Origin of the sequence: Bradyrhizobium sp. BR 1433 (assembly GCF_051547665.1) — a bacterium.
GTDB lineage: Bacteria > Pseudomonadota > Alphaproteobacteria > Rhizobiales > Xanthobacteraceae > Bradyrhizobium > Bradyrhizobium australafricanum.
In genome coordinates, this window is record NZ_JBPUGG010000001.1 from 5,452,781 (window position 1) to 5,465,343 (window position 12,563).

The 12,563-nt window shown below is 64.8% G+C and carries 11 protein-coding genes and 2 pseudogenes; 6 read left to right on the top strand and 7 right to left on the bottom strand.

The annotated features are described in order from the left end of the window. The first annotated feature begins 157 nt into the window (after positions 1 to 157). Both ACSKB9_RS26265 and ACSKB9_RS26270 read left to right on the top strand, forming a co-directional pair. Complete coding sequence (locus ACSKB9_RS26265; protein ID WP_438076726.1) at positions 158 to 1,234, top strand: flavodoxin family protein; 1,077 nt, start codon at positions 158 to 160, stop codon at positions 1,232 to 1,234. Positions 1,235 to 1,302: 68 nt separating this feature from the next. Further along, positions 1,303 to 1,533, top strand: coding sequence for a hypothetical protein (locus ACSKB9_RS26270; RefSeq protein WP_225162725.1), 231 nt, complete (start codon positions 1,303 to 1,305; stop codon positions 1,531 to 1,533). Positions 1,534 to 1,932: 399 nt separating this feature from the next. On the opposite strand, the gene ACSKB9_RS26275 is transcribed toward ACSKB9_RS26270, so the two are convergent. The 5 genes and pseudogenes from ACSKB9_RS26275 to ACSKB9_RS26295 all read right to left on the bottom strand — a co-directional run bounded on the left by ACSKB9_RS26275 (position 1,933) and on the right by ACSKB9_RS26295 (position 7,410). Beyond that, positions 1,933 to 3,426: a L,D-transpeptidase family protein gene (locus ACSKB9_RS26275; protein WP_438076728.1), complete on the bottom strand. Its 1,494-nt coding sequence runs from the start codon at positions 3,424 to 3,426 to the stop codon at positions 1,933 to 1,935. Between the two features lie 230 nt (positions 3,427 to 3,656). Then, positions 3,657 to 4,618: pseudogene (locus ACSKB9_RS26280) on the bottom strand (acetyl-CoA carboxylase carboxyltransferase subunit alpha). Positions 4,619 to 5,088: 470 nt separating this feature from the next. Further along, positions 5,089 to 6,102 carry an IS110 family transposase gene (locus ACSKB9_RS26285; RefSeq protein ID WP_438076730.1) on the bottom strand — a complete coding sequence of 338 codons (1,014 nt, stop codon included), beginning with the start codon at positions 6,100 to 6,102 and terminating at the stop codon, positions 5,089 to 5,091. A gap of 161 nt (positions 6,103 to 6,263) precedes the next feature. Further along, the gene (gene xerD / locus ACSKB9_RS26290) at positions 6,264 to 7,247 is read right to left on the bottom strand and encodes a site-specific tyrosine recombinase XerD (RefSeq protein ID WP_438076732.1); all 984 of its coding nucleotides are present in this window, start codon (positions 7,245 to 7,247) and stop codon (positions 6,264 to 6,266) included. 16 nt (positions 7,248 to 7,263) lie between these two features. Then, positions 7,264 to 7,410, bottom strand: a complete 147-nt coding sequence (locus tag ACSKB9_RS26295; protein ID WP_016843561.1) for a hypothetical protein — start codon at positions 7,408 to 7,410, stop codon at positions 7,264 to 7,266. 145 nt (positions 7,411 to 7,555) lie between these two features. Between ACSKB9_RS26295 and ACSKB9_RS26300 the strand changes: the two genes are divergently transcribed. The 3 genes from ACSKB9_RS26300 to ACSKB9_RS26310 all read left to right on the top strand — a co-directional run bounded on the left by ACSKB9_RS26300 (position 7,556) and on the right by ACSKB9_RS26310 (position 10,754). Next, on the top strand, positions 7,556 to 8,176 hold the full coding sequence (locus tag ACSKB9_RS26300) for a shikimate kinase (protein ID WP_076824827.1): 621 nt from the start codon (positions 7,556 to 7,558) through the stop codon (positions 8,174 to 8,176). A 10-nt stretch (positions 8,177 to 8,186) separates the two neighbouring features. Beyond that, positions 8,187 to 9,329: a 3-dehydroquinate synthase gene (aroB, locus tag ACSKB9_RS26305; protein WP_438076734.1), complete on the top strand. Its 1,143-nt coding sequence runs from the start codon at positions 8,187 to 8,189 to the stop codon at positions 9,327 to 9,329. A gap of 117 nt (positions 9,330 to 9,446) precedes the next feature. After that, positions 9,447 to 10,754 carry an HlyC/CorC family transporter gene (locus tag ACSKB9_RS26310; RefSeq protein ID WP_438076736.1) on the top strand — a complete coding sequence of 436 codons (1,308 nt, stop codon included), beginning with the start codon at positions 9,447 to 9,449 and terminating at the stop codon, positions 10,752 to 10,754. A gap of 156 nt (positions 10,755 to 10,910) precedes the next feature. On the opposite strand, the gene ACSKB9_RS26315 is transcribed toward ACSKB9_RS26310, so the two are convergent. Both ACSKB9_RS26315 and ACSKB9_RS26320 read right to left on the bottom strand, forming a co-directional pair. Further along, a complete protein-coding gene (locus ACSKB9_RS26315; RefSeq protein WP_057015542.1) occupies positions 10,911 to 11,360 on the bottom strand; it encodes a hypothetical protein in 450 nt (149 codons plus the stop codon). Positions 11,361 to 11,478: 118 nt separating this feature from the next. Then, positions 11,479 to 11,755: pseudogene (locus ACSKB9_RS26320) on the bottom strand (BolA family protein). Positions 11,756 to 11,864: 109 nt separating this feature from the next. On the opposite strand from ACSKB9_RS26320, the gene ACSKB9_RS26325 reads away from it, so the two are divergent. Next, positions 11,865 to 12,503 carry a J domain-containing protein gene (locus tag ACSKB9_RS26325; RefSeq protein WP_038387781.1) on the top strand — a complete coding sequence of 213 codons (639 nt, stop codon included), beginning with the start codon at positions 11,865 to 11,867 and terminating at the stop codon, positions 12,501 to 12,503. Positions 12,504 to 12,563 lie beyond the last annotated feature (60 nt).

A 12,563-nucleotide genomic window follows, 5' to 3' on the forward strand; every position in this document is an offset into this window, starting at 1 on the left:
CCGCATGGGTCCTAACCGGCGTGCAAGGAACCAAATGCAGATCGATGCTCTTGAACTCTTGCCCGTCTCGACCCGATCCCAAGGCTCAATCCAGAAGGCTTCGCGCGCCAATGGGGATGCAGGGCGGGCGATGAATTGTGGTCAGGGAGAGGTGTCGATGACGGAGCCGGACGTTCGCAAGGGGATGCCGCCGGTCAAGCTTTCGCGCGATGAATTCGAGCGGCGCTACCGGAAGCGATTTGCCGATCCGGTCTTTCAATCCATGCAGACGGAGCTCGCGACGATCATCGCCGGCGCCTGGGATGCCTATCGTCATTCGCGCAAGGCGCCGGTTACCCGCAAGGCCGGCCCCGGTTTCGCCGATCCCGACTATGATCTCGCGGTCGATTGGCTGTCCGCGCGCGATGCCATCGATGAAGCGCAGCGCCGGCACGACGATCCAAACGAAGCGCCGCATATCCTGCTGATCAACGGCTCCTCGCGCAGCGAACATACGTGTCCCGGCGAGATGTCGAAAAGCTGGCGCTTGGTCGAGATCGCCGAGGCCGCCTTTCGCGAGATGGGCCTCGCGGTCGATGTGCTCGATCTGTCGCGGCTGACCTCCGAGTTCGGCAGGGAGATTCACCCCTGCAAGTCCTGCGTCTCCACCTCGATGGCGCTCTGCCACTGGCCGTGCAGCTGCTATCCGAACTACTCGCTCGGGCAAACCGACGACTGGATGAACGAGATCTATCCGATGTGGGTGCGCGCGCACGGCATCATGATCATCTCGCCGGTCAACTGGTACCAGACGCCGACCGGACTCAAGGCGATGATCGATCGCCTGGTCTGCGCCGATGGCGGCAATCCCGATCCGACCTCAACCCATGGCAAGACCGCAAGCGAAGCCAAGGCGCTCGAACTCAAAGGCTGGCCATACCCCAAGCATTTGCGCGGCCGGCATTTCGGTATCGTGGTCCACGGCGACAGCGTCGGTGCGGAAACATGCCGCCGCTTTCTTGCGGACTGGCTCACCGACATGGAGTTGATCGCGGCAGGCGGCAGGGCGGAGATCGACGGCTATGTCGGCTACATGAAGCCCTATGCGACGTCGCATCGCGATCTCGACGAAGACAAGGCCTTCCAGGAACAGGTGCGCAATGTCGCGCTGGCGCTCGGCGCCGCCGTCGACCTCGCGCGCACCGGGCATCTGGAAGATCCCGGCAAGGGGCTTGAGGACCCGCGGCCGAAGTAGGATGGAATCCGGGTTCCCAAAGGAACGATGGGCCCCCGCTGCCCGTTAGGCCGCGGGAGGAAGTCACAATGCGCTATATTTCGATTGCAGCTCTTGTTGCTGCTGCCGTGATGAGCAGCGGTGTCGCGTTGGCGCAGCATTCCGGTACGCCATCGGAACAGAGCGCGTGCACGCGCGATGCACAACGCTTCTGCCGGAAGGACCTCGGCAATGACGGTGCCGTGCAGAACTGTCTTCAGATGAAGCGGGCCAGCCTGAGCCGAAGCTGCAAGAAGGTTTTCGAAAGCCACGGAATGTAACCCGTCGCCTGCCAACGCGCATGCGACGTGACGGAGCGTGGCGTTTGAAGCCGCGAGCTGGCGGTGCGGCGCCTTGAGTGCGATCGGCGCCCGGCCTCCCTGCGCGCTCTGCCAACGGAGAGGGCGGAACGAAGAGCAAAGCTCGGACAAATCATGTCGCGAGAACATTGTGGTGTAACTCACAGACCGCGCCACACATTCAGTGTCGTCCTGGCGAAGGCCGGGACCCATTACCCCAAATGAGAGTTGTTGCGCGACGCTGCGGCCACGATCCCATTCACGATCAAGTTCGGTGGTTATGGGTCCCTGCTTTCGCAGGGACGACGGCTGGAAATAGTTTGCGCTACAGCGGCATTGCGACGAGCGGCAGCGAGCTGTCTTCGCGCAGACGCGCTGCGCCTACTTCACCGCCGAGAAGCGGGTGTCGAACGAGTTGGTCTGCACGACAGGCGCGGAGCCGGCGAGTTGGGTCGACGACGACGGGGCCGGTGCGGCGGCTGCGGCCGTGGTCACTGCCGGCTTCGGCGCGGGCTTGGCGGCCTGCTTCGGCTCAGCCTTGGGGGCGACGCGAACCACCGATTGCGGCTTGGCCTCGGCGACCTTCGGCTTGGCTGGTGCGGCAGCGGCCGGAGCCGGCGCGGTCGTCTTGCTGGCGTCGGCGGTGCCGCCGATCCCGACCTTGCGGGCAAAGCTGGAGAAGAAGCCTTCGGACTTGTCAGAGGCGGATTTGTCAGAGGCGGATTTGTCGGACGGGTTCGCCGAGGCAACGCGGGTGCCGGCTGACGATGCGGTGGACGACGTCGTCGCCACGACCGGCTCTTCCTGCTGGACCGCGAGATTGGGCTTCGGCGGATTGACCGTACCGGGGATCGTGCCGGGCGCGCGTGCCAGCGACATCGATGCCAGCGCCTGGCTGTCGCCGCCTTCGGAGAGGCCGGTGTTTCCTTCCGGAATCTTCGAGGCGAAGATCGCGTTCATGCCGCCGTCGATGCCGGTGTTGAGGCGCGCAACGGGCGTGCCCTTGGATACCAGCTTGGCGGTCTCGGCGGCGTCCTTCTGCTCCTTCTCGTGCACGGCGCTCGCGATCTCCTCGGGGATCACATAGGCCGGGCACTTCGCGGAGGCGTCGAACACCGGATCGCGTGTCGCGCCCGGCGCCTTCACCGCGTCGAACACGTACTTCTTCTCGCAGAAGTCGACCTTCGGCTCCTGCTTCGTCACCTCGAAATGATCGTAGCCTTCCTTGATCATCTTCCAGAAAGGCATGTTCGGATTGTTGCGGTGCTTGGCCATGTTCACCGGCGTCATCCGGAACGGATAGGCCTGCAGCTGGAACGCCTTCTGGCCGCCGAAGAAGGATTCGCGGCCGAGCGAGTAGATCTCTGCGATCTGCTCGTCCGTCATCGCGTAGCAGCCGCGCGAGGAGCAATCGCCGTGCACCATCAGCTGCGAGCCGGTGCGGCCGAGCGCCTTGTCGAAGGCGTTGGGATAGCCGGTGTTGAACGACAGGTAATAGGCCGATTGCGGGTTCATCTGGCTCGGGTTGATCGAATAGAACCCTTCGGGCGCCTGGCGGTCGCCTTCGCGGACCTTCGGACCGAGGTCGCCCGACCAGCGGCAGATCGGATAGGTCTTGAGCAGCGCGAACTGGCCGGAGCGGTTTTGCTTCCAGACCTCGAGCTCGGCCTCCTGCTTGAACAGCCGCACCAGGATCGGCGACTGCATGTCCATGTCCTTTTCGGTCATGGCAGCGACGAGCTTTGGCGGGACCGGCTGGTTGGCCTTGGCGTTCTGCGCGAGCGAGATCTGGTCGCTGTCACAACCGGCGAGCATGACGCCTGCGGCGAGGACCGCCGAGGTCAGAAGCGCGCGTACGAGCGTGCGATGAGTCAAGTCCGAGCTCCACACCCACCGGGCGATTTTCGCGACCCCAACACGGCGAATATGCCCTGAAGCCATTGTGTAAAATATTAGCCTTCGACGACCCCTGCTCGCAACCTGAACCGGGGCGGACAGCCCTCACGGTAGCAGGCATGGTTCAAGGAATGTTAAAAACCCGGCTCGGGGCCCGATTACGGCAAAATTGGTCGATTTCGGGCGAAAAATCGGGCGGTTTGGGCGCCTCAGCCGAGCTTGCGGCCGATATCGAGAAACTTCTGGCGCCGCTGTTTGCGAATCGCGTCCGGATCAAGATTTCGTAGGTCGTTGAGCGCCTGGGCGATGGCATCGCCCGTGGTCGCGATCATCGCGCCCGGGTCGCGATGAGCGCCGCCGGAGGGCTCCTTCAGTATCTGGTCGATCACGCCGAAGCGCAGCATGTCCTGGGCGGTGATCTTCATGCTGTTGGCGGCTTCCTGCGCCTTGGTGCCGTCGCGCCACAGGATCGAGGATGCCGCCTCCGGCGAGATCACGCTGTAGATCGCGTGCTCCATCATCAGGACGCGGTTCGCCGTGGTGATGGCGATGGCGCCGCCCGACATGCCTTCGCCGGTGACGATCGCGACATTGGGCACACCGAGCGACAGGCAGGCGTCGGTCGAGCGCGCGATCGCCTCGGCCTGGCCGCGTTCCTCGGCGCCGATGCCGGGATAGGCGCCGGCGGAATCGACGATCGACAGCACCGGGATGCCGAACCGGTCGGCCATTTCCATCAGGCGCACCGCCTTGCGGTAGCCTTCGGGGCGCGCCATGCCGAAATTGTGCTTGATGCGGCTCTCGGTGGTGGCGCCCTTCTCCTGGCCGACCACACAGATGCTCTCGCCGCGGAAGCGGCCGAAGCCGCCGACCAGGGCCTCGTCGTCGGCGAATTTGCGGTCGCCGGCCATCGGCGTGAATTCGGTGATCAGGCCGCCGATGAAATCGGTGAAGTGCGGTCGCTGCGGATGCCGCGCCACCAGCGTCTTCTGCCACGGCGTCAGATTGGAATAGAGCTCGGTGAGCGCCTGCGCCGCCTTGTCCTCGATCCGCGCGACCTCGTCGCCGATGTCGCTGCCGCTCGCGGCAAGCGTGCGCAACTCGTCGATCTGGATTCAAGCTCGGCGACAGGTTTTTCGAAGTCGGGATAGCTGCGCATCGGGTCGGGCATCAACTCAATATAGGGAAGATCGGTGCGAGGGGCGAAGCGGTTTCGGCGTCGGAAAGAGAAGCTTTGTAACTTCAAACGGTTAACGCGCATTCGGGTGGAATGCACGCTTCGGGATCGCAAGCAGGTGACGCTCTTTCTGCGGAGACGAAGCGGAAGTCAAGGCGGATCAGATGAAGGTATCGAGGTCTCCACGCGCGTAGCCCGGATGAAGCGAAGCGTAATCCGGGGAGACTGCGTCCGCGGTGAGACCGATCCCGGATTTCGCTGCGCTTCATCCGGGCTTCTGTAACGGGCCTTGGTTAGTCAATCCCTTTTTGCGTGATCCAGTCGCCGGGCACTTGCTTCTGTACGGGATCGGCGCGGTGGCCGTCGCCTGATGGGGTGCATTTGAGGAGCCGGCCGGCCAATCTACGGAAGCGTGGTTGTGAGCCACTTCCCGGATGGCGGCCTGACCGGATCCATCGTCCCGGCTAGGGACCTCGCTCGGGGAGAGCCTGGTGTCGTGGCCCGCCCAGAACGGCGAGTTTGCGCGCGAGCGCTACCTTGGCCTTGCGCATGCCTGCGCGCCTGGCGATCCGCATCGCCCAGCTCTTCAGCGCCGAGCAATTTCTGACCGGCTTGGTCAGCATGACGTGAGCCGCCTGGTAGAGTGCCTCGCGCACGGACGCATCGCCGATCTTGCTGATGCGGCCGGTGTAATCGGTCTCGCCGGATTGGTACTTCTTCGGGGTGAGCCCAAAGTGGGCTCCCGTGGCCTTCGAGGAGCGGAAGCGCTGCGGGTCGTCGATCGCCGCGGCATAGGTGAGCGCCACGATCGGACCAACGGACGGCGTTGTCATCAGGAGCTTGGCGGATGGATGCGTCCTGGCGAGCTTCTGGGTGTGCTTGTCCAGGCTCTTGAACTCCCGCAGCAGCACCGCATGGGCCTGGAGCAGCGCCGCCGCGACCAACTCCAGTCCGGGATGGCCGGTCACGAGTTCCCGGATGCGTTCGGCGAAGCTGCGCTCGGTGGTCGTGCCGACCTTCAGGCCAAAGCCGCGGAGCACGCCGCGCAGGCTGTTCTCGACATCGCGGAGCTTGGATTGCAGCAGCTTGCGCGCCGTCAGGATGGCGCGGGTCTCCTGCGCCGCGACCGACTTGCAGTGCACCGGTCGGAACCAGCCGAGCCGCATCAACTGCGCGATCCGGCGGGCATCGTTGCGATCCGTCTTCACTGGCATCGACTTGAAGGCTTCCCGAACGTGCCGCGTTTCCAGCAGCTCAACCGCAAGCCCTGCGTCCCGGATCGCTGCGTAAAGCCATTGTGACAGCGGGCCTGCCTCCAGCCCGATCCGTTCCAGTACCAGACCCAGCGACCGGAACCAGGCGATCAGCGCCTCCGGCTCGCTCGCAACCTTCGTCTCGCGCAAAATCTTGCCTGTCCCATCGACAAGGCAAACGCTCGAGCATTCCAAAGACACATCAATTCCTGCATAGTGGTACATGGTCGTCCCTTAATGATGCTTGGAGCGGGCTTGCCCGACTCCGTTTCGACACCATCAGCTTGAGGGACGACCGCCTTCCAACCAACAGGCCGCTCGCGAGCGCGCTTCCAAATTGCGCCGTAGCGAGCGGGCGGCCGGCCCGTTACCCCATCTACGGATCCCTAGGACTTCTCCGCCAACGGGTGCAGGTCGCGGACCAGGCTCTTCAGCCGCTCCTCGACCACATGGGTGTAGATCTGGGTGGTCGAGATGTCGGTGTGGCCGAGCAGGGTCTGCACGATGCGCAGGTCCGCGCCATTGTGCAGCAGATGGCTGGCAAACGCATGACGCAGCACGTGCGGGGAGACCAACCGCGGCGCAAGGCCGGAGGCGCTCGCGAGCTCCTTCAGATCGCGGGCGAAATGCTGCCGGGTCAGATGGCCGCTCTCGCCGGAGGACGGAAACAGCCATTTCGCCGGCGCGGCCTTCTTCGCCTTCGGCTGCATCACCTCCAGCGCTGCGAGATAGTCTGCCATCGCCTGGCGCGAGGCGTCGTTCAGCGGCACCAGCCGCTCCTTGTTGCCCTTGCCGCGCACCACGATCATCCGCGCATCGCGCCGCGCCGCCGAGACCGGCAGCGACACCAGCTCGGAGACGCGCAGGCCGGTGGCGTAGAGCACCTCGAGCAGGCAGTAGAGCCGCAGCGCGCGCAGCCGCTGCGCCGGCGAGACGTCGGTCTGGATCAGCTCCTTGGCCCGGGTCAGCATGCGGTCGACGTCCGCAATCGACAGCACCTTGGGCAGGCCACGGCCGCGCTTCGGGCCGGACAGGATCGCGGCCGGATCGTCGGTGCGGACCCGCTCATTGAGCAGGAAACGGTAGAGATGCCGCATCGCCGACAGCCGCCGCGCCACGCTGGTCGACTTGAAGCCTCTGACATCGAGGTCGGCGAGGTAGCCACGCAGCGTCTCGGTGTCGGCGCTGGTGAAATCGGCGCCGGCATGGGCGAGGTAGTCGGAGAAATCGGTGAGGTCGCGCCGGTAGGCGTCGAGCGTGTTGGCGCCGGCGCCCTGTTCCGCGGCGAGCATGTCGAGGAACAACGCGGTCAGTCTGGCGTCGGAGGACTTGGCGAGGGTCTTGGCGGGATTTTTGGCAGCAGCGGGCATGCCGAAATCATAGCGTCTATTTCTTGAGGAACTTATCCGGTGGGATGGTCACCGTCATTTCCCGCGGTTTCGGGTGCACGAAATTCGCCAGCGCGAAGACGATGCCGTAGCCGATCCCGAAAATCACGGCGACGACCGTCAGGAAGCGGAACAGGCTGGGCATGGAGGCGACTCGGGCGGCGAATTAACCAATGAAATCATCCAACATGTTCCCCGCGCGGTTGCAAGAGTCGCTGGTAAGGGTGTCGCCGGGGGTAGTATAGGTGGCTCGAATTCTGAACAATTCGTCCCAATATCCGAGCTTTTTGATGTCCGACGCAGCCGTACCGGCGCCCACCCACCCGACCCTGGAGGCTGACATCGCGGCCGCGCTGGGGACGCGGTCGATCGTGCTGGTCGGCATGATGGGGGCCGGCAAGTCGACCATCGGCCGGCGGGTGGCGGCACGACTCAAGCTGCCGTTCACCGATGCCGACACCGAGATCGAGGCGGCGGCGGACATGACGATCCCGGAGATCTTCGAGAGCAAGGGCGAGCCGTATTTCCGCGACGGTGAGGCGCGGGTGATCGCCCGCATCCTCGGCAATGGCCCGGTCGTGCTGGCGACCGGCGGCGGCGCCTTCATGCGCGAGGAGACCCGCAACCGGATCCGCGACCGCGCGATCTCGATCTGGCTCAAGGCCGACAGTGATATCATCATGCGCCGGGTGCGCCGCCGCGCCGATCGTCCGCTGTTGCACACCCCCGACCCGGAGGCGACCGTCAACCGCCTGCTCAGCGAGCGCGAGCCGGTCTACGGCACCGCCGATTTGACGATTGCCTCGCGCGACGTGCCGCACGACCGCATCGTCGACGAATGCCTCGAGGCCCTGCATGCGCATCTGTGTGGTGCGCGTCCGGCCGACGAGCAACCACCTGTGATGGATTGAACGCGACCTCATGACTGCGCCCTTGAAACATTCCGCCTCCGTTACCGTCGACGTCGCGCTCGGCGACCGCGCCTATGATATCGTCATCGGCCGCGACGTGCTGCAGTCGCTCGGCGAGCGTGTCGCGGCGCTGCGGCCCGGCGTGCGTACCGCCATCGTCACCGACCGCACCGTCGCCAAGCACTGGCTGGAGCCGACCGAGGCATCGCTTGCCGCCGCCGGCGTGCCGACGTCGCGGATCGTCGTCGAGGAGGGCGAGGGCTCGAAGAGCTATGCCACGCTGACTGAGGTCAGCGAGGCGCTGATCGCGGCGAAGATCGAGCGCAATGACCTCGTCATCGCGCTCGGCGGCGGCGTGGTCGGCGATCTCGCCGGCTTCGCGGCCGCGATCCTGCGCCGCGGCGTCGATTTCGTGCAGGTGCCGACCTCGCTGCTGGCGCAGGTCAATTCCTCCGTTGGCGGCAAGACCGGCATCAACTCGCCGCAGGGCAAGAACCTGATCGGCGCATTCCACCAGCCGGTGCTGGTCATCGCCGACACCTCGGTGCTCGACACGCTGTCGCCGCGCCAGTTCCGCGCCGGCTACGCCGAGGTCGCGAAATACGGCATCCTCGGCGACGAGGCCTTCTTCGCCTGGCTCGAGAAGAACCACACCGACATCTTCGCCGGCGGCGCCGGGCGCGAGCACGCGATCGCAACCTCCTGCCGCGCCAAGGCAGGCGTCGTCTCGCGCGACGAGCGCGAGACCGGCGAGCGGGCGCTGCTCAATCTCGGCCATACCTTCGGCCATGCGCTGGAAGCCGCGACCGGCTTCTCCGACCGGCTGTTCCACGGCGAGGGCGTCTCGGTCGGCATGGTGCTCGCCGCGGAGTTCTCGGTGCAGCTCGGCATGATTTCGTCCGACGATGCGGGGCGCATCGCGCGTCATCTGTCCGCGGTCGGATTGCCGACGCGCCTGCAGGATATCGCAGGCTTCGCGCAGGAAGGCCTTGCCGACGCCGACGCGCTCCTGGCGCTGATGGCGCAGGACAAGAAGGTCAAGCGCGGCAAGCTCACCTTCATCCTGCTGGAGGCCGTCGGCCGCGCCGTGATCGCCAACAATGTCGAGCCGCAGCTGGTGCGCGACTTCCTGCAAGCCAAGCTGAAGGCCTAGACCGGGATGACTCTCCTTCGGATCGTCATCCCGCTCTATCTTTTTGATTTGAGCATGATCTTTTCGGAAAACCGCTGCACACTCTTCCGGATCATGCTCTAGCCACGGATCATTTCAGTGGGATGGTTCACCTTCTCGATCGTGCTGCTCTGCCTGTTCATCTCGGCGTTCTTCGCGGCGAGTGAGACGGCGCTGACGGGCGCCTCGCGCGCCAGCATGCTGCGGCTGTCGAAGCAGGGCAACACCGATGCCGGTGTGGTGTCGAAGCTGTTCAACATGCGCGAGCGCATGATCGGCGCGCTGCTGCTCGGCAACAACATCGCCAATATCGGCGCCTCGGCGCTGGCGACCGGCGTGTTCACCGCCTGGTTCGGCGACGTCGGCGTACTCTATGCCACCGCGGTCATGACCGTGATGGTGGTGGTGTTCGCCGAGGTGCTGCCCAAGACCATCGCGATCAACGCGCCAGACCGCATCTCGCTTTTGGTCGCGCGGCCGATGCGGCTGACGATCTTCGTGCTGGGGCCGCTGCTCACCATCATCGAGACCATCGTGCTGGCGCTGATGAAGCTGCTCGGCATCAAGGTCGGGGCTCACCAGGCGGTGCTGTCGCCGACCGAACGTCTGCGCGGTGCGGTCGATCTGTTGCATCACGAGGGCAAGGTCGAGAAGCAGGACCGCGACATGCTCGGCGGGTTGCTGGATCTCAGCGAGCTGCAGGTCTCCGACGTCATGGTCCATCGCACCGAGATGACCATGGTCAACGCCGACCTGCCGCCCGAGGAGCTGGTGCGCGAGGTGCTGGCGAGCGAATACACCCGCATCCCGCTGTGGCGGGAGAAGCCGGAGAACATCGTCGGCGTGCTCCACGCCAAGGATCTGCTGCGCGCGATGCGCGCCAACGAGGGCGACATGTCCGCGATCGACGCGTCGGCGATCGCGCTGCCGCCCTGGTTCGTGCCGGAGATGCGCCCGGTCTCCGAACAGCTGAAGGCGTTCCGCCGCCGCAAGACCCACTTCGCCCTCGTGGTCGACGAGTATGGCGAGGTCGAAGGCATGGTGACGCTGGAGGACATTCTGGAGGAGATCGTCGGCGACATCTCCGACGAGCATGACGTCGTCGTCGCCGGCGTGCGGGCGCAGCCCGACGGCTCGGTGGTGGTCGACGGCTCGGTGCCGATCCGCGATCTCAACCGTGCGATGGACTGGCGCCTGCCGGACGAGGAGGCGACCACGGTCGCCGGCCTCGTGATCCACGAGGCGCGCTCGATCCCGGAGCGCGGCCAGAGCTTCACCTTCCACGGCTTCCGGTTCCGCGTGCTCCGCCGCGAGCGCAACCGCATCACCGCGCTGCGCATCGTCGCCGTCCCGCGCGAGGCCGAGCTGGAGGAGAAGAAGCCGAAGCGGGCGGGGACGGCGTTTTAGTCTAGCGCTCTGCGGCAAGCGCAAATCCGCCACCGTCACCCTGAGGTGCGAGCGGAGCGAGCCTCGAAGGGTCGACGGCCACCGGCCGGGCCGTGCATCCTTCGAGGCTCGCTCCGCTCGCACCTCAGGATGACGGATCAGGCGGCAGTATTTGGCCTACTCGATATCAATCGAGATACCCGACAGCTTCCAGGCGCCGTCGGAGGGGATGAAGCCGAGCTGATACTTCACCTGCTTGGGCGTGGTGTCGAAATGTCCCTTCAGCCGCAGCACGCCCTTGTCGTCGATCTTGGCGTCCTCGTCGAGAACGATCGGCTTGGCAACCACGGCGTCGAACACCGCATGCTTGTCGACCAGGTCCTTGAAGATGGTCTTGAGCTTGTCGGGCGGAAACTGGTCGCGGAACGGCTTTGAGATCTTGGCGTGGAACACGGTGAAATTGTTCGCGGCCACCGCATCGTTGAGCGAGACCAGGATGCTCTTGATCAGCACCTCCTGGACGAACGGGCTCGGCATGTCCAGCGCCGAGGCCGGGCGCATCGCGCAGATCAGGAGCAGGCCGGCGGCGGTGACGATCGACCGAAAACGTGGCCAGCAAGGGATCATCAATGGCCCCATATCATGCGTGGCGGTGCAATCCGTAGTTTCACCTGCTCACGCAGGGAGCAGGTCCATCCTGTTCTCATAGAGGAAAACCACTGCTTCGTCTTGAGGCAAGCGCGAACTAGCGCGGCTTTTCCCCGGGGCCGTGGGCGTGGATCGCCAGCGCATGCACCGAGCCGGCGAGTTCCTGCGCCAGCGTCGCATTTATCATGCGATGGCGTTCGATCCGGCTCTTCCCTTCGAAGGCCGGAGACGCAATATATACCCGGAAGTGCGTCTCCCCGCCTGGTCTGTGGCCGACGTGGCCCTCATGCAGATGTGAACTCGTCGACGACGTCGAGGCTTTCCGGCAAGAAAGCTTCACGCAACTTGTTTATGATAGCGTCTTTGGTGCTCATGGCGGCGGAGTTAGGTTCGCGACAGCTTTTCGTCAATGGTGCAAGCGGGAAACGAGGTCCGCGCAATGTCAAGACTTGAAGATTTGTGCATTGCGTAGTCAAAGAGAACATGCCGATCGATTCATCAAAATTCTTCGACTCCATTCGCATCAAGCCGACCAAGGTCAGTGCGAAGCGCCAGGCGCAGGCCGGCGAGCAGGCCGTGACCTGCGAGTGGGCGGGTTGCCAGAACAAGGGCGCGCACCGCGCCCCGAAAGGCCGCGAGAATTCGCGCGAGTATTGGCACTTCTGTCTCGACCACGTCCGCGAATACAACCAGTCCTACAATTTCTTCCAGGGCATGAATCCTGACGACGTCGCGCGCTACCAGAAGGACGCGCTGACCGGCCACCGTCCGACCTGGAAGATGGGCGCCAACAACGGCAAGAAGGGCGAGAGCGGTCTCGATGCCGCCGCCGATCCGTTCCACGTGTTCTCCGAGCTCAACGGCCGCGGCCGCTGGCGCCCCGGACCGGGCGGCGCGGAGCCCAAGCCCGAGACCCGAAAAATCATGAACGCCGAGCGCAAGGCGCTGCAGGTGATGGGGCTCGGGGCCGAGGCGACGCTCGAAGACGTCAAGTCGAAGTACAAGGCGCTGGTCAAGCAGCACCATCCCGACGCCAATGGCGGCGACCGCTCCACCGAGGATCGCCTGATCGAGATCATCAAGGCGTACAATTATCTGAAGACCGTGGTGCGCGAGGCCTGAAGTCTTGCCTCCGTCGCCCCTGCCTAGTGCGCAGTTGCGCACGGGAGCAGGCCCATAACC

Excerpts from the sequence above, each read along its gene's own strand:
- ACSKB9_RS26265 (WP_438076726.1), top strand. The coding sequence starts at position 158 with ATGACGGAGCCGGACGTTCGCAAGGGGATGCCGCCGGTCAAGCTTTCG.
- ACSKB9_RS26270 (WP_225162725.1), top strand. The coding sequence starts at position 1,303 with ATGCGCTATATTTCGATTGCAGCTCTTGTTGCTGCTGCCGTGATGAGC.
- ACSKB9_RS26285 (WP_438076730.1), bottom strand. The coding sequence starts at position 6,102 with ATGTACCACTATGCAGGAATTGATGTGTCTTTGGAATGCTCGAGCGTT.
- xerD (WP_438076732.1), bottom strand. The coding sequence starts at position 7,247 with ATGCCCGCTGCTGCCAAAAATCCCGCCAAGACCCTCGCCAAGTCCTCC.
- ACSKB9_RS26295 (WP_016843561.1), bottom strand. The coding sequence starts at position 7,410 with ATGCCCAGCCTGTTCCGCTTCCTGACGGTCGTCGCCGTGATTTTCGGG.
- ACSKB9_RS26300 (WP_076824827.1), top strand. The coding sequence starts at position 7,556 with ATGTCCGACGCAGCCGTACCGGCGCCCACCCACCCGACCCTGGAGGCT.
- aroB (WP_438076734.1), top strand. The coding sequence starts at position 8,187 with ATGACTGCGCCCTTGAAACATTCCGCCTCCGTTACCGTCGACGTCGCG.
- ACSKB9_RS26315 (WP_057015542.1), bottom strand. The coding sequence starts at position 11,360 with ATGATCCCTTGCTGGCCACGTTTTCGGTCGATCGTCACCGCCGCCGGC.
- ACSKB9_RS26325 (WP_038387781.1), top strand. The coding sequence starts at position 11,865 with ATGCCGATCGATTCATCAAAATTCTTCGACTCCATTCGCATCAAGCCG.